Annotated in this window: 20 protein-coding genes and 1 pseudogene; 19 read left to right on the top strand and 2 right to left on the bottom strand. The window is 38.9% G+C overall.

The window, feature by feature from the left end:
- Positions 1–3: 3 nt before the first annotated feature.
- From RT445_RS09790 to RT445_RS09760, 7 genes are all read left to right on the top strand, one after another.
- Entirely contained in the window at positions 4–936 is a 933-nt protein-coding gene (locus RT445_RS09790; RefSeq protein WP_312506727.1) for a peptidase U32 family protein, read from the top strand.
- Between the two features lie 14 nt (positions 937–950).
- Positions 951–2,231, top strand: a complete 1,281-nt coding sequence (locus tag RT445_RS09785) for a peptidase U32 family protein (protein WP_274793862.1) — start codon at positions 951–953, stop codon at positions 2,229–2,231.
- Positions 2,231–2,869 carry a uridine kinase gene (gene udk, locus RT445_RS09780; RefSeq protein ID WP_274793861.1) on the top strand — a complete coding sequence of 213 codons (639 nt, stop codon included), beginning with the start codon at positions 2,231–2,233 and terminating at the stop codon, positions 2,867–2,869. Before RT445_RS09785 ends, udk begins: the two co-directional genes overlap by 1 nt.
- Before the next feature lie 175 nt (positions 2,870–3,044).
- Positions 3,045–3,533 carry a transcription elongation factor GreA gene (gene greA / locus RT445_RS09775; RefSeq protein ID WP_274793860.1) on the top strand — a complete coding sequence of 163 codons (489 nt, stop codon included), beginning with the start codon at positions 3,045–3,047 and terminating at the stop codon, positions 3,531–3,533.
- 156 nt (positions 3,534–3,689) lie between these two features.
- The gene (locus RT445_RS09770; RefSeq protein ID WP_312506726.1) at positions 3,690–4,355 is read left to right on the top strand and encodes a YrrS family protein; all 666 of its coding nucleotides are present in this window, start codon (positions 3,690–3,692) and stop codon (positions 4,353–4,355) included.
- A gap of 59 nt (positions 4,356–4,414) precedes the next feature.
- A complete protein-coding gene (mtnN, locus tag RT445_RS09765) occupies positions 4,415–5,107 on the top strand; it encodes a 5'-methylthioadenosine/S-adenosylhomocysteine nucleosidase (protein WP_312506725.1) in 693 nt (230 codons plus the stop codon).
- 67 nt (positions 5,108–5,174) lie between these two features.
- Positions 5,175–5,315: a 5'-methylthioadenosine nucleosidase gene (locus RT445_RS09760; RefSeq protein ID WP_274793857.1), complete on the top strand. Its 141-nt coding sequence runs from the start codon at positions 5,175–5,177 to the stop codon at positions 5,313–5,315.
- A 129-nt stretch (positions 5,316–5,444) separates the two neighbouring features.
- Here RT445_RS09760 and sigK read toward each other — a convergent pair whose 3' ends face one another.
- Both sigK and pssA read right to left on the bottom strand, forming a co-directional pair.
- On the bottom strand, positions 5,445–6,152 hold the full coding sequence (sigK, locus tag RT445_RS09755; RefSeq protein ID WP_274793856.1) for an RNA polymerase sporulation sigma factor SigK: 708 nt from the start codon (positions 6,150–6,152) through the stop codon (positions 5,445–5,447).
- A gap of 86 nt (positions 6,153–6,238) precedes the next feature.
- Positions 6,239–6,739: a CDP-diacylglycerol--serine O-phosphatidyltransferase gene (gene pssA / locus RT445_RS09750; RefSeq protein ID WP_274797356.1), complete on the bottom strand. Its 501-nt coding sequence runs from the start codon at positions 6,737–6,739 to the stop codon at positions 6,239–6,241.
- Positions 6,740–6,875: 136 nt separating this feature from the next.
- Between pssA and RT445_RS09745 the strand changes: the two genes are divergently transcribed.
- The 12 genes and pseudogenes from RT445_RS09745 to RT445_RS09690 form a co-directional block, all read left to right on the top strand.
- Complete coding sequence (locus tag RT445_RS09745; protein WP_274793855.1) at positions 6,876–7,658, top strand: phosphatidylserine decarboxylase; 783 nt, start codon at positions 6,876–6,878, stop codon at positions 7,656–7,658.
- A gap of 36 nt (positions 7,659–7,694) precedes the next feature.
- Entirely contained in the window at positions 7,695–8,216 is a 522-nt protein-coding gene (locus RT445_RS09740; protein ID WP_312506724.1) for a YqeG family HAD IIIA-type phosphatase, read from the top strand.
- A complete protein-coding gene (yqeH, locus tag RT445_RS09735) occupies positions 8,213–9,316 on the top strand; it encodes a ribosome biogenesis GTPase YqeH (protein WP_274793853.1) in 1,104 nt (367 codons plus the stop codon). The genes RT445_RS09740 and yqeH overlap by 4 nt, the downstream gene beginning before the upstream one ends.
- Before the next feature lie 32 nt (positions 9,317–9,348).
- Complete coding sequence (gene aroE / locus RT445_RS09730; RefSeq protein WP_274793852.1) at positions 9,349–10,179, top strand: shikimate dehydrogenase; 831 nt, start codon at positions 9,349–9,351, stop codon at positions 10,177–10,179.
- 5 nt (positions 10,180–10,184) lie between these two features.
- Positions 10,185–10,487, top strand: coding sequence for a ribosome assembly RNA-binding protein YhbY (yhbY, locus tag RT445_RS09725; protein WP_205444536.1), 303 nt, complete (start codon positions 10,185–10,187; stop codon positions 10,485–10,487).
- A 9-nt stretch (positions 10,488–10,496) separates the two neighbouring features.
- Entirely contained in the window at positions 10,497–11,087 is a 591-nt protein-coding gene (locus RT445_RS09720) for a nicotinate-nucleotide adenylyltransferase (RefSeq protein ID WP_274793851.1), read from the top strand.
- Positions 11,056–11,628, top strand: coding sequence for a bis(5'-nucleosyl)-tetraphosphatase (symmetrical) YqeK (gene yqeK, locus RT445_RS09715; protein WP_274793850.1), 573 nt, complete (start codon positions 11,056–11,058; stop codon positions 11,626–11,628). Before RT445_RS09720 ends, yqeK begins: the two co-directional genes overlap by 32 nt.
- Positions 11,625–11,969, top strand: a complete 345-nt coding sequence (rsfS, locus tag RT445_RS09710; protein ID WP_274793849.1) for a ribosome silencing factor — start codon at positions 11,625–11,627, stop codon at positions 11,967–11,969. The genes yqeK and rsfS overlap by 4 nt, the downstream gene beginning before the upstream one ends.
- Complete coding sequence (locus tag RT445_RS09705) at positions 11,970–12,710, top strand: class I SAM-dependent DNA methyltransferase (RefSeq protein WP_274793848.1); 741 nt, start codon at positions 11,970–11,972, stop codon at positions 12,708–12,710.
- Between the two features lie 223 nt (positions 12,711–12,933).
- The gene (locus RT445_RS09700) at positions 12,934–13,563 is read left to right on the top strand and encodes a helix-hairpin-helix domain-containing protein (protein ID WP_274793847.1); all 630 of its coding nucleotides are present in this window, start codon (positions 12,934–12,936) and stop codon (positions 13,561–13,563) included.
- A 105-nt stretch (positions 13,564–13,668) separates the two neighbouring features.
- A pseudogene (locus RT445_RS09695) lies at positions 13,669–14,239 on the top strand (ComE operon protein 2).
- A gap of 74 nt (positions 14,240–14,313) precedes the next feature.
- Positions 14,314–16,201 (top strand): DNA internalization-related competence protein ComEC/Rec2 (locus RT445_RS09690; protein WP_313470479.1); only part of this gene is annotated, 1,888 nt, incomplete at its 3' end.

The raw sequence follows: 16,201 nt of genomic DNA, 5'->3' as shown, positions 1-16,201 counted from the left end.
ACTATGAAAAAACCGGAATTGCTTGTGACACCACAATCAGTAGAACATATAAAAGCATTATTAGAAGCTGGAGCAGATGCTTTTGTCATTGGTGAACAACAATTTGGTCTACGTCTAGCAGGGGAGTTCTCTGTTGCTGAAGTGGAAGAAGCAACGAAGCTTATTCACGCAGCAGGTAAAAAGGTTTATGTTGCGGTCAATGCACTATTCCATAATGAGAAACTAGACGCACTTGCTGACTATTTAAAAGAAATGCAACGTATCGGAGTGGATCGTTTAATTTACGGGGATCCAGCGGTATTAATTATTCGTCGTGAGCAGGGCGTTACAATTCCATTACATTGGAACCCAGAGACAACTGCTACAAACTGGTTTACAGCGAACTATTGGGGAAAACGTGGTGCAACTCGTGCCGTGTTAGCACGTGAGCTTTCTCTTGATGAAGTATTAGAAATTAAAGAAAATGCCGAGGTGGAAATTGAGGTACAAGTACATGGTATGACTTGTATGTTCCAATCTAAACGTCCTTTACTTGGTCATTATTTCTTATACCAAGATAAAGTAATGGCTATTGAAAATCGTCAAGAAAATCGCAATATGTTCCTACATGATGATGAGCGAAATAATAAATATCCAATTTACGAAGATGTGAATGGAACACATATTTTCAGTCCAAATGATATGTGTATTATTGATGAGCTGGCCGAATTATTTGAAGGTGGCATTGATGCTCTGAAAATTGAAGGTGTTCTACAAACGGCTGACTATGTCGTAACGGTAACAGAAGCCTATCGTCAAGCTATTGATGCGTATTTTGATGAATCCGAAGAAGCGTATGAAGAGATAAAAGATGCTTTATTAGCAAAAATTGAAGATATTCAACCAGCCATTAGACCATTAGATACAGGCTTTATCTTCAAGGAAACAGTTTACTAGGAGGGGGCAATAACATGGCATTAGCGTTAGAACAAAATGACAAAATCCGTGAGATTGTCGACGGTAAACGTGTCATTACTAAAAAACCAGAGCTACTTGCCCCAGCAGGTAGCTTAGAAAAATTAAAAGTCGCTGTTCATTATGGAGCAGATGCAGTATTTATCGGTGGACGAGAGTTTGGTCTTCGTTCCAATGCAGATAACTTCTCGATTGAGGAAATGCGTGAGGGTGTGGAGTTTGCCAATAAATACGGCGCAAAAATTTATGTGACAACAAACATTTTTGCCCACAATGAAAATATGGATGGCTTAGAGCGTTACCTAAAGGATATTGAATCAGCAGGCGTAACAGGTATTATCGTAGCGGATCCGCTGATTATCGAAACATGCCGTACAGCAGCACCTAAGCTAGAAATTCACCTTTCAACACAGCAATCGCTATCTAACTGGAAGGCAGTACAGTACTGGAAAGAAGAAGGCTTACATCGTGTCGTTTTAGCACGTGAGGTAGGCGGCGAAGAAATGAAGCTAATGAAGGAAAAGGTTGATATTGAAATCGAGGCCTTTGTTCATGGTGCAATGTGTATTGCCTATTCTGGTCGCTGTGTTCTGTCCAATCATATGACTGCGCGTGATTCCAACCGTGGTGGTTGCTGCCAATCATGTCGTTGGGACTATGATTTATACGAATTAGAAGATGGTGAAGAAAAAGCACTTTTCGATGATAATCATGCACCATTTGCTATGAGCCCAAAAGATTTAAAATTAATCGAAGCAATTCCTCATATGATTGAGCTTGGCATCGACTCTTTAAAAGTTGAAGGTCGTATGAAGTCCATTCACTATGTAGCGACAGTTGTTTCAGTTTATCGTAGAGTAATTGATGCCTATTGTGCTGATCCAGATAACTTTAAAATTAAACGAGAATGGCTTGAAGAGCTAGATAAATGTGCAAATCGTGATACAGCTGAAGCATTCTTCCATGATGCACCTGGCTTCGAAGAGCAAATGTTTGGTTTGCATGGTCGTAAAACAACGTATGAATTTGCTGGTTTGATCTTAGATCATGATCCAGAGACAAAAATTGTCACAATGCAGCAACGTAATTATTTTAAACCAGGTGATGAAGTGGAGTTCTTTGGACCTGAAATCGAGAACTTCCGAATGACAATGGGAGAAATATGGGATGAGGATGGCAATAGCCTAGATGCAGCCCGTCATCCATTACAAATTGTTAAATTTAAATGTGAGACACCATTAAAGCCGCATAACATGATGCGAAAGGAGAATAACTAATGGCAGTAAAGCGTCCAGTTGTCATCGGAATCGCTGGTGGTTCATGCTCAGGGAAAACGAGTGTGACACGTGCTATTTATGATGTTTTTCGCGATCATTCAGTTGTTGTCATTGAACAAGACTTTTATTATAAAGATCAGAGTCATTTAACATTTGAAGAGCGCCTAGGAACTAACTATGACCATCCGTTAGCTTTTGATAACGATTTATTAATTGAGCACATAAAAAAACTTTTAGTGCGTCAACCAATTGAAAAACCTGTTTACGATTACGTGCAGCATACGAGAGCACAAGAAGTCATTCATGTTGAGCCAGTGGATGTTATTATACTAGAAGGTATTCTAGTGCTAGAGGATGCTGATTTACGTGATTTAATGGATATTAAGTTATTTGTGGATACAGACTCGGATTTACGAATTATTCGTCGTATCATGCGTGATATTAAAGAGCGTGGACGTACAACAGATTCAGTAATTGAGCAGTATCTATCGGCGGTTCGACCTATGCATAATTTATTTATTGAACCAACAAAACGCTATGCTGATATCATTATTCCAGAAGGTGGGGATAATGAGGTAGCAATTGATTTAATGGTCACGAAAATTAAAACTATTCTTGAAACCGACAACGTATTGTAATAAGATAGAGTGGTATTGACAATATTTTCATGCATATTTTAAAAAGGTATGCATACTATTAGGTCAAAGCGTAATTTGAAAACGTTTAAAAATAATAAAATTCGATTAAGTGCAATTTCCAAGCATTTAGTCGAGTTTTATGTTTTTATATTGAAGAAACAAGGAGTGAAGGACTTTGGCAAATGAAAAACAGTACCCTATGACAGCTGAGGGGAAACGTAAATTAGAAGAAGAATTAGTAAAATTAGAAACTGAAACACGTAAAGAAATCGTTGAACGTATTAAAATAGCACGTGATTTTGGAGATCTTTCTGAAAACGCTGAGTATGATTCAGCAAAAGAAGAACAAGCCTTTTTAGAAGGTCGTATTTCTACATTAAAATCAATGATTCGTAACGCAGTCATTATTTCTGAGGATGAGACAGATAACAGTGTAGTATCACTTGGGAAAACGGTTACATTTGTAGAAATTATTAATGGTAAACCTTCGACAGAAGAAGAATCTTATACAATTGTTGGTTCAGCAGAGGCAGATCCTATGGAATTCCGTATCTCAAATGAATCACCAATTGCTAAAGGTCTACTAGGCCGCGCTGAAGGCGAAGAAGTAGTTGTTCAAACACCTGGTGGCGAAATGAAAGTAAAAATTATTTCTATTAAATAATGTTAACATGTACAAGCAGTTGGCCATTCTTTCCAAGAGAGGCTAACTGCTTTTACCATTATTTGATTATCAGGCTTCCTAGTAATTTAGTGAGTATAATTATTTTGCAAGTGCTGTCGAACTTGATAGAATATTTGCTAGAGAGGGGGAGACATTATGAGTGAACGACAAACTCGAAGTAGTCGTCATTTGCAGCCATCTCGTAATAAAAAGCTAGATAAACTATTGAATGTTTTAATTGGCGTTGTGGTCGTACTTATTATTATCACAGCAACCTATGTGTTTAAATGGCAAGATGATGCAGATCAAGCAGTAAAAGATGAGCCAGCTCAAGAGGAAAAGAGCGGTGATAAAGAAAAAGAAGTGGACAAAGAGCCTGCGAATGAAGAGGATAAAGATCTTGCTGTCGACGAAGAAAAACCTTCACAGGAAGAGGAAGAAGCGGAATCTGAGACATCACAAGAGGAGCAAGGGACACCTGAGGAATCGACTTCAGATAATCCTATTGTAGACAAGGTCATCACGAATAAAAACTGGCAGCCAACACCTACAACACAAACAGGCCAGCATGTGTCTTCATATGACGATACGTCTGTAGACTGGGCTGAAAAAGTAGCAACAGTTTCTACTGTGACAGGTATCGACCAAAGCAATATGATCATCTGGCGTATGCAAAATAATGGTGGTCCTAATTCAGCCATTGCAACGGTTTCAAGTAAAGATAAATCTCAAATGTACCGTGTCAGCATGGAATGGGTTGACAATGAAGGCTGGTTGCCTGTGAAGCTAGAGCAACTGAACACATTAGAAGGCGCCTATTGACGAAAATCACTCTTTTGATTATTTTTAATAGAGTTGATAAAGAAGGGAAGTAACAGTTCATGAAAATTGCAGTAATTGGCGCAATGGAAGAGGAAGTAGAGCTACTAAGAGCAGCATTAAACGATGCACAAAGTACAACCATCGCAGGTAGTGAATATACAACAGGAACTTATGAGGGTAAGGAAGTCGTGTTATTAAAAAGTGGTATTGGTAAGGTGAATGCTGCCATGTCTACGACAATACTTTTACATGAGTTTAAGCCAGATGTTGTCATTAATACAGGATCTGCAGGTGGGTATGATGAAGCTCTTGATGTTGGCGCTGTAGTCATTTCCGATGAAGTTCGTCATCATGATGTAGATGTCACTATTTTCGGCTATGAAATCGGACAAATGGCTGGTATGCCGGCAGCCTATAAATCAGATGAACAATTGATGAAAGTAGCTGAAGAGGCTGTTAAGGCGGTTGGAGAGCATCAGTATGGTATTGGATTAATTTGCTCTGGGGATGCTTTTATGAATGATCCTGAACGCGTAGAAGCTGTTCGTCGTCATTTCCCTCAAATGAAGGCTGTAGAAATGGAAGCAGCAGCGGTTGCACAAGTGTGTTATCAATTTGCGACACCTTTTGTTGTCATTCGTGCGCTATCAGACATTGCTGGGAAAGAATCGAATATTAGCTTTGATGAGTTTTTACCAGTTGCTGCAAAGCATTCGACACAAGTAGTATTAAAAGCCCTTGCCTCACTATAAACTACACAAAATGGTCAAAATGTGCTGATTTTTCTGTGAGAAAAATCACAGTTAGAATAAAGGACAAATGCTACACTTTAGACTAATCAATCTCTTCATAATAGAATGGGAGGCATTCACGATGTTATTTCTAACAGCGGGTGTAGTCATTTTAACAACTTTAATCGGCACACTGATTTCAGCAGAACTATCAGAATCAGCACATTAATAGTATGTATGACGGAAAAGCTCCTTTGCGACATAGTCATGTCGCAAGGGGCTTTTTTCTATGCCATGAAATAGGCACATCTTCCGCCAAAGAAGCATTGAATTTTTCTATTGTCCATTTTACAATAAATTATTCAACCGACTTTTGGTCTCGTTTGTACAGTTGGTAGAGTTTAATAAGTGCTCGTTTTTCAATGCGAGATACATAGCTTCGTGAAATATTTAATCGAGCAGCAATTTCCTTTTGTGTAAGTGCATCCTGTTGATTTAAGCCATATCGCAGTGTTACAATTTCAAGTTCGCGTTCATCAAGCATATGCAAATAATGATATAACTGTGCTACATGCTCTTTATGCTCCAACTTCTCTGTTGCACTTTCTTCATCACATTGAAGTAAATCACGAATTTGCAGTGCATTTCCGTCTTTATCAGTCCCGATAGGCTCAAACAAAGAAACGTCTTTCTGAACCTTTTTTTGTGTCCGTAGATGCATTAAAATTTCATTTTCAATACAACGAGCTGCATATGTGGCGAGTCGTGTTTTTTTGTCAGGGGTATAGCTCTCTACGGCTTTCATTAGACCGATTGTTCCTATGGAAATGTAATCATCGAGTTGTTCATGTTTTGGATGGAATTTTTTAACGACGTGCGCGACAAGCCTCATATTACGTTCGATCAGATCAAGACGCGCTTGCTCATCGCCACCTAAAAATCGTTCAATACAAGCAGCTTCCTCTTCTTTTGAAAAGGGTTTATGGAATGTTTGCCCCTTTAAGTAGCCAAGCAACGCAGGGATCTCAAGCCATAACTGCAACATTGATGTGAAAATTCCGCTCATTGAATGATTTCATCCTTTCCCCATTTTTCGACAGTATATGTTTAAAAGCTGTGGGAAATGAAAAAAGTGCAACAGCAAATGCGCTGTTACACTTTTTTTAACGTAAATGTACTAATCATTAGTAAAGCTAAAATGGGAAAAAGGAAAAGATAAAATGCCGGATGGAACGTATTGGCCGCGAAATACGTTAAAGTTAAGAACGTACCTGCAGCTGTAATAGGTAAACCTGTGAAATAACCATTCGCTTCACTAATATTGAAGCGAGCTAAACGCATCGCACCACAGACGATAAATAATACGGCCATCATCATGCCGGCAAAACCAAAATCAACTAGAACAACTTCATACATTAGTAATGCAGGCGCCACGCCAAATGATATAATATCACTCATAGAATCTAATTGTTTACCTAGCTCTGACACTTGTCCGAGCGCTCTCGCTACCTTACCATCGTAGCGATCAAGAAGAGCTGCAATAAAGATAAACAAGACACTATAGCTATAGTATTCATGTAAAGTGGCCATAATAGCCGCGCCTCCAAAGGACATATTACTAATTGTGATGAAGTTAGCTGCGTGCGATTTCATTTTCTTAACCGTGGTATCCACCAACTTGTGATAAAAAAACAAGGGGGATCACTCCTTTGCACTTAAGATATTGTACCATTATACTTCGAATGCGAAAAAATTGACAGTCTAAATTAATGGATAGGGGTTTTACTGAATGAAAGAAAAACTATATCAACGCTTGATAGAACTAACGAATGGTAAGCAATCTTCCCATCTTTTGCAGACAATTGCAAAAGCGAAGTGGAGTAAACGTATAATTCCAAGCTACATGAAGTTATACGATATTAACCTTGAAGAAGTTTCAAAAAAACAACAACAATTTTCATGTTTACATGATTTTTTTACAAGAGAACTGCTAGAAGATGCTCGGCCAATTGAAAAAGATCCAGCCATTTTTACCAGTCCAGTAGATGCTAAAGTGGAATCTTTTGGACGCATTGAGTGGGATATGACATTTCTTGTAAAGGGTAAACCCTATGCATTACAGGATTTACTCGGCAATACAGAACGAGCAGCACAATATGCGGATGGACATTATATCGTATTTTATTTAAGTCCTGCAGATTATCATCGTATCCATAGTCCGATTGATGGAGAAGTATTACGACAATATACACTTGGTCAGAAATCTTATCCTGTGAATCAGCTTGGTCTTACATACGGTAAAAAACCAATTTCTCATAATTATCGTTTAGTGACGGAATTGAAAGTAGACAATAAGCAACATGTAGCATTTATAAAAGTGGGCGCAACCTTTGTTAATTCAATTGTGCTTACTAATACAACAACGAAATGGCGTAAAGGGCAAGAAGTTGGTTATTTCTCATTTGGTTCTACCGTTGTGATGCTGTTTGAAAAGGATGCGATTGAATTTACGGATAATGTTGTTAAAGGAAGCCCAATTAGAATGGGTGAAGCCTTTGCAAATATGCTATAATGGTCGAATAATACGTTAAGATTAGGGGTCGCTATTTTGTATAATTTTTTATTACCAAACGAATTTGTGACGAATATTTTTGAAATTACACCAGAGAAGTTACAAGAATTAGGTATTAGAGGAATCATTACAGATTTGGATAATACGCTGGTTGAATGGGATCGTCCAGATGCCACTGAAGAGCTAATCATATGGTTACGCATTATGAAAGAATCAGGAATTCGTGTTATTATTGCGTCGAATAACAATGAGGCACGTGTAAAACATTTTGCTGAGCCATTAGGTATCCCATATATTCACAAGGCAAGAAAGCCACTTCGAAATGCTTTTTATAATGCGCTAATTCAGCTAGGTTTGCGTCCAAATGAAGTAGTGATGGTAGGAGATCAACTGCTTACAGATGTGATGGGTGCCAATCGCTTAGGTCTGCATACAGTGTTAGTTAAACCTGTTGCCCAATCGGATGGGCTTGTAACAAAATTGAATCGTTTCATTGAACGTCGCGTGTTTAATGATTTGAAACGAAAAGGAATTATAACTTGGGAGGAACAAGAATGATTGAAATGCCAAATTGTATTGGCTGTGGTACAACAATTCAAACAGAAGATAAAACAGCAGTTGGGTATGCACCCCCATCATCTTTAGAGAAGGATGTGGTCATTTGCCAACGTTGCTTCCGTTTGAAAAATTACAATGAAATTCAACCAGTGTCATTAACAGATGATGACTTTTTACGTATTTTAAATGGTCTTGGTACACAGCAAGGCTTAATCGTAAAAATTGTTGATATTTTTGACTTCAATGGGAGCTGGTTACCGGGGCTTCACCGCTTTGTAGGAAATAACCCAGTCCTGTTGATTGCCAATAAAGCAGATTTATTACCAAAATCGGTAAAACCTAAAAAAGTAATCAACTGGCTTAAACGAGAAGCAAAGGCTCTTGGTCTTCAGCCTGTCGATGTCCTGTTAGTAAGTGCTCATAAAGGCAAGGGGATGGCTGAAGCAATGGAAGCTATCGACGCGTACAGAAAAGGGCAAAATGTTTATGTTGTTGGTTGTACAAATGTTGGGAAATCTACGTTCATTAATCGTATTATTAAACAGGCAACAGGTGAAGGTGAAGTCATTACAACTTCTCATTTCCCTGGCACAACATTAGACATGATTGAAATTCCATTAGATGATGGTAGTGCATTATATGATACACCTGGTATTATTAATCATCATCAAATGGCTCATCATATTGATTCCAGTGAATTAAAATATATTATGCCGAAAAAAGAAATTAAACCAAAAGTTTATCAGCAAAATGCTGGACAAACTTTATTTATTGGGGCTTTAGCTCGATTTGATTTCATTCAGGGAGATCGCTCTGCCTTTACAATTCATGTAGCCAACGATTTACCAATTCATCGAACAAAGCTAGAGAAGGCAGATACGTTGTACGCAGAACATAAAGGAGAACTTCTGGCACCACCAACTGCAGATTTCATCGATCAACTACCGCCATTAGTTCGTCATGAGTTTTCTATTAAAGAAGCCAAAACAGATGTTGTTTTCTCTGGGCTGGGCTGGATTACAGTTCAACATGCCAATGTAGTAGTGGCAGCTTATGCACCAAAAGGTGTACAAGTTTCAATTCGTCCTTCCCTTATATAAATCGAAGGATAAAGTAGAGAGAGGGCTAGAAAATGAAGAAGTGGTTTGCAGTGATGGGTGATCCAATTGAACACTCAAAATCACCAGCCATGCATAATGCTTGGTTCGAGGACATGTCGATAGATGCGACATATATTCCTTTACATGTCCCTTCTGATCAATTAGAGTCAGCAGTGGCTGGTTTGAAAACATTAGGAGCAAGTGGTTGGAACGTTACAATTCCCCATAAAACAGCCATCATACCCTATTTAGATGAGCTAGATGAGCTGGCCCAAAAAATGGGTGCAGTGAATACAGTCGTACGAACAATGGAAGGAAAGCTGAAAGGCTATAATACAGATGGTATCGGTTTTGTTCGCTCACTTGAAGAAGCCGTTGGTACGTCGCATAAAGACAAGCCTGTGTTACTTGTTGGTGCTGGAGGCGCTGCTCGTGGTATTGCTTTTGCTATGCAGCAGCAAGGCTATAGCCATTTGTCCATTGCCAATCGTACAGTGGCTAATGCTCAAGCTATTATTGATGAAATGGGAATAGGTCGTGCGATTTCATTAAAAGAAGCAGAAGAGACTTTAGCTGATTTCAGCATTATTGTGCAAATGACATCGGCTGGCCTTGCCACGGGCAATTTTTCCATGCCATTTTCTTTAGATTTGCTTTCGAAAGGAGCAATTGTTGCAGATATTGTGTATAATCCATTAATGACGCCTTTTTTACAAGCAGCAGAAAAAAGGGGAGCAACGATTGTTACAGGTCTAGGGATGTTTGTACATCAAGGAGCCATCGCTTTTGAGCACTGGATAGGAAAGTATCCAAATACAAATTCAATGATTGTGCAGCTTAAGGCACAATTAGGAGGAAACTAATTTTTATGTTAACAGGTAAACAGAAACGTTTTTTACGTGCGGAAGCACATCATTTAACACCTATTTTCCAAGTAGGAAAAGGCGGCGTTAATGACGAAATGACAAAGCAAATTCGTGAGGCATTAGAAGTACGTGAACTAATTAAAGTACGTATTTTAGATAACTGTGAAGAAGATAAACATGAAGTTGCTGAAGCACTTGCAACAGGCGCACATGCAGAGCTTGTCCAATTAATCGGTCTTACAGTTGTTTTATATAAAGAATCACGCAATCATAAAAAGATTGTATTACCAAAAGCAACGAAATAAGGTGAAACGATGAAAAGGGTCGGTTTACTGGGAGGAACATTTAATCCTCCGCATATAGGGCATTTAATGATGGCAAATGAAGTTTTTCATGCGCTAGAATTAGATGAAATTCGTTTTATGCCTAATGCAATACCACCACATAAGCATGCTCGTTTCGATGCAAGTAATGCTGAACGACTTGAAATGGTGAAGCTGGCTATTCGTCCATTTTCACATTTTTCTGTAGAGTCGTATGAGGTTGAGAAGGGTGGCGTATCCTATTCCTATGAGACACTTTCAGCATTGTGTAGAAGAGAACCAAATGTGAAATTCCACTTTATCATCGGAGGAGATATGATTGATTCGCTCCATACATGGCATTGTATCGATGATTTAGTGAAACTTGTGCAATTTGTTGGAGTAAAGCGTCCAGGAACAACGGCTACGACAGATTACCCTGTATGTATGGTGGAAGTGCCTCAAATCGATTTATCGTCCACACTGATTCGTGAACGCCTTGCTACTGGAGGAACGGTGACATTTTTGCTACCAGAAGCGGTAGAGACGTTCATACGGAAGGAAGGTCTATATGGAACGCGAACAGTATTTAGCGGCGATTAAGCCAAGAATGCCTGAAAAACGGTATGTCCATACAATCGGTGTAATGGAAACGGCAATTTCTTTAGCACAAAAATATGGGGAGGATGCGAAAAAAGCTGAAACAGCAGCAATCCTCCATGATATTGCTAAATATGCCGACATTGAATGGATGGAGGACATCGTTCGTGAAAAAAAATTAGATCCAAAACTAATTGGCTGGGGCAGTGAATTACTACACGGTCCGGTTGGTGCATATATAGCAGAAAGCGAGTTTGGCATCACTGATCAAGAGATACTAAATGCGATTCGTTTCCATACAACAGGACGCGCTAGTATGAGTCGTTTAGAAAAAATCATTTTTGTAGCAGATATGATTGAACCGAATCGCCGATTTGAAGGTGTCGATCGTCTGCGCAAAAAAGCTCAAAAAAATTTGGATAAGGCCATGAGTGCTTGTGTCCGCCATACATTGGCATTTTTAATAGACACAAAGCAGCCAATTTTTCCTTTATCAATAGAATGTTATAACGATATGATGAACAGAGAGGATAGTGAAGGATGACTTCAACTTTATTACAAGCAGCGTACAAAGCAATCGACGACAAACATGGTGAGGATATTGTCGTTTTAAATATGCAAGGAATTTCCCTTTTAGCGGATTATTTTATCATTGCTCACGGTAACTCAGATCGCCAAGTGCAAGCTATTGCGCGTGAATTGCAAGATATAGCGGAAAAAGAGGGCTATGAAATCCGCCGTATCGAGGGCTTCGATGCAGCTCGTTGGGTACTTGTAGACTTAGGTGATGTAGTGGCACATGTTTTCCATAAGGATGAGCGTGCTTATTATAATTTAGAGCGTCTATGGGGCGATGCACCACAATTAGACATGCCTGAGGCCTAAGTGAGTAGTTACGAACGCTTTGCCCATGTCTATGATGAGCTACAAAAGGATATTCCTTATAATCTTTATGTAGATTGGGTTGTACAACATGCACCAAGTAGTCAATATCCAGCATTGTTAGATATTGGTTGTGGAACGGGTGTGCTTAGCTTGTTATTTGCACAGGCTGGCTATAAGGTCAGCGGTATAGATTTATCAGAAGAGATGTTATCCATTGCTACAGAACGTTTTACTGCTGCAGGATATCATGCACCTTTATATTGTATGTCTATGGATGAATTAGACGGCTTTGAGGCATTGGACGTTGTTACAATTACTATAGACTCCCTTAATTATGTGATAGAGGAGCAAGCTGTCTATACGACATTAGAACGTATCTATCATGCTCTGCGAGACGGGGGACAGCTATTTTTTGACGTCCACTCCTTATTTAAAATGAATGAGATCTTTTTAGATGGACCGTTTACGTATGATGATGGAGATATTAGCTATGTATGGCATACAGAACCTGCAGATTACGAGCATTCCGTTATCCATCAAATGACTTTTTATGTTCGAGATATCGCGAGTGAATTATATGAGCGTTTTGACGAAGAGCATATTCAACGCACCTTCTCTATTGACCAGTATATGACTTGGTTGCGTACCATAGGTTTTGATCATGTTGAAATTACAGCAGATTTTACAGATGAAGCACCAGAATATGACAGCGAGCGCATTTTTATTCGTGCAGTAAAATAATTTAGAAAAGAGCCACATTGTTCAAGTAACAGTGTGGCTCTTTTGATGGAAAAGTCTTTGAATTGGTCGATAGAAAGGCTAGAGTGATGGATAGAACTCTAGGATAAAATGAGAGGAACGACTGTTCTAAAACTATATTCTTTACCGGTTTGCAAATAACATGAGATAGTGTAAGATATATGTACCTCCATATGATTATCTTTTGCAAAGAAAGGGTGGTGCTATGCTCCAATCTTTATGGCAAAAGTATAAAAAAAGTATGTTATTCCCCGGCATACTCGTACTCAGTGGACTTTGTTACTTCTATTTTTCGAGTTCAGACTCTTCACCTCCCCAAGAAGAGCTCATCGAAACAATCCAACCTATTGAAGAAAATAACCTTATTGATTCGACTAAAGAAACGGCTATACAGCAAGTGTTTGTTGATATAAAGGGTGCTGTACTATACCCAGGTGTTTATGAGCTTCAGCAAGACCAACGTATTCGAGATGCTGTCCAACTTGCAGGCGGCTATACAGAGGATGCAGACACACAGCTTATAAATCATGCTCAAAAAGTGCGGGACGAAATGGTCATTTATATTCCCGAAAAAGGTGAACAACTAGAGGAAGGAACTACTAATTTTATTAGTTTGCCTGCTGAAAATAATAGTAATGAGCAAAAGATTAATATTAATAAAGCGGATGTGTCAGCTCTTTCAACATTGCCAGGTATTGGTCCCTCTAAAGCTCAAAGTATTCTTTCATACCGAGAGGAGAATGGTCCTTTTCAAAAGATTGATGATTTAAAAAATGTTAGTGGCATCGGTGATAAAACATTTGAGAAGTTACAAGATTCTATTACCGTAAACTAAACCTTGTAGATTTTGTGATATTGACGCCCCTTTTCAAAAAGGGCTACACTATAGTAGAAAAACAAGAGAAAAATCATTTGTTAGGCAAATTTTGGAGGTAGTCATATGGAGCGAATTACTTGGGATCAATTTTTTATGGCACAAAGCCATTTACTCGCATTACGAAGTACATGTACTAGACTAGCAGTAGGAGCAACTGTGGTACGTGATAAACGCATTATTGCAGGTGGTTATAATGGGTCTATTACAGGAGATGAACATTGTATTGAAAAGGGATGTTATGTAGTGGACAATCATTGTGTTCGTACGGTGCATGCCGAAATGAATGCATTGCTACAATGCGCTAAATATGGAACACCAACAAAAGGTGCAGATTTGTATGTAACTCATTTCCCATGTCTACCATGTACAAAGTCCATTATTCAAGCAGGGATTGAACGTGTGTATTATGCAACAGACTATAAAAATAATCCATATGCTCAGGAATTATTTGAAAAAGCAGGAGTGGAAGTCGTTCATGTACCCTTTGATGAGCGTAAAATTGATTTTTTTGCGAGATGAAAAACTAGCCTTGTACACAGAGATTCTAGATGAGCTTCGCGAGAGTGGTGTGTCACAAGAAAAATTGCTCCCATATGAACAGAAGGTGAGCGCATTATTTGGCATCAAGCTTTAAAGCATAAATGGATCCATATAGCACTTGCTGTACTTGTAGCTGCTCTTGCGGCACACAAGTCGGCTTGGCTACTCATGTTAATACTTCTTTTAGCACTGTGGCTCATCATAAAAGATGAGTCACGTTTTCTTGCAACGCTTGTAATGGCTTGTGGGTTACTATCGTATTTTTTCCTTTCAATCTATCATTTGTCGGAATCTTCCCCTTTACCGTCAACCTTCCCATTAACATGGTCAAATGACTATAAAATTAACGGTCAAACACTTCGAGGATTTGCAACAACCACAGATGGCCAAAAACTTTATGTTGTTTATACATTTTCTTCTGAGCAAGAGAAAAAGCTATATGAAAATACGTCCCTAACAGGCGTAACCTATTTAGCAAAAGGTGAACTTGTTGAGCCATCACCTGCTGCTCATACTTATGCATTTTCAATGTCAGATTATTTAACGAGTAAGGGAGCAATAGGTATAGTTGAAATCACGAATTGGAGTTACGTAGAAAAGCAAACTTCCTTCGTTACCTTCCTTGCAGAACGAAGATACAGCATAGAAAAGCATATTGAACGTACTTTTCCAAAATCCCTTGTAGTAGAGGCACAAGCACTTTTAATTGGGGAGAAGGACCAAATGGATGATGAATTGCAGCGTGCTTATCAAAAGTTAGGTATTACGCATTTATTTGCAATTTCAGGTTTACATGTAGCATTGATGTCTTGGCTATTTTTTGAAGGATTACTTAGAATAGGCGTTCGCAAAGAATTGGCTACGGTTGTTCTATTGATCCTCTTACCCGTTTATGGCGTCATTGCAGGAGGCGCACCTTCTGTGTGGCGTGCGGTTTCTGTGGTCGAATTAATGATGATACTGCGCATGATTAAGTTGGACCTACCAATGGATGATGCATTAGCTTTTAGCTTTATAGGCTTTGTCTTGCTTGAACCTGGCGTCATTTTTCAAATAGGCTTCCAACTATCCTATCTAGCAGCCGTAAGTCTTGTTTATTCCGGCACCATTTTTAAACAAACAAAAAATGAGCTTGCTCGCTCTTTTTGCATTACACTCGTGTGCCAGCTGCTCGTCTATCCTTTATTACTTTATCATTTTTATGAACTATCCCTATCCTCGTTCATTGTAAATATTATGTTTGTTCCACTCTTTTCCTTTGTAATATTGCCCTTTAATCTAGTGGTCTTTGTTCTAACGTATCTTCCCTTACCACTTGCAGACATGTTATTTATTGTCTACGAACCATTACGTCATTTGTTAACCGATATGATTTTTTACATGCAGGGGCTACCTTTCCAATTATGGTCACCAGGTAAACCAGCTATTTGGCTTAGTTGTGTAGCAATGCTAAGTGTTCTAGTGAGCTTTTATTACTTAGAAACAAGAAGATATGGGAAGGCAATTGTCATCCTCTTCATACCAGCCCTTTGGATTCATTTATCACCCATGTTGTATAGCGAAACAAAGATCACGTTTTTAAACGTTGGACAAGGGGACAGTATCGTGATTGAATTACCATTTAGGAAAGCTGTGTATGTCATTGACGCGGGAGGGGTATTGCGATTTGAACAAGAGCAATGGAAGAAAACAGATAGACCTTATGAGGTGGGAAAGCAAGTTGTAGTGCCGTTTTTAAAAGGCAAGGGTATAAGAGCTATCGACATTTTTATTGCCACACATGCAGATGCAGATCATGTAGAAGGGGCAGAGGAAGTTTTACAAGAGATTAAAATGAAGGAAATTCATGTTACGCCGGGTTCATTGGAACAGCCTGTCATGAGAGATTTATTGAAGGAGGCAAAGAAATTCAAAGTTCCCATCAAGGAAAAGATGCAGGGGACAGCGTGGCATATCGGAGAGGTGGGTTTTTATTATTTATGGCCTCAAGATACCTTTTATGAAGGAAATGATGATTCACTTGTTTTATACATGCAGCAGAGGGGGTTTACAGCGC

This window comes from Lysinibacillus sp. (assembly GCF_032093475.1).
GTDB lineage: Bacteria > Bacillota > Bacilli > Bacillales_A > Planococcaceae > Lysinibacillus > Lysinibacillus irui.
The sequence above is the reverse complement of the archived record's forward strand: the minus strand, read 5'-3'. Positions and strand labels throughout refer to the sequence as shown.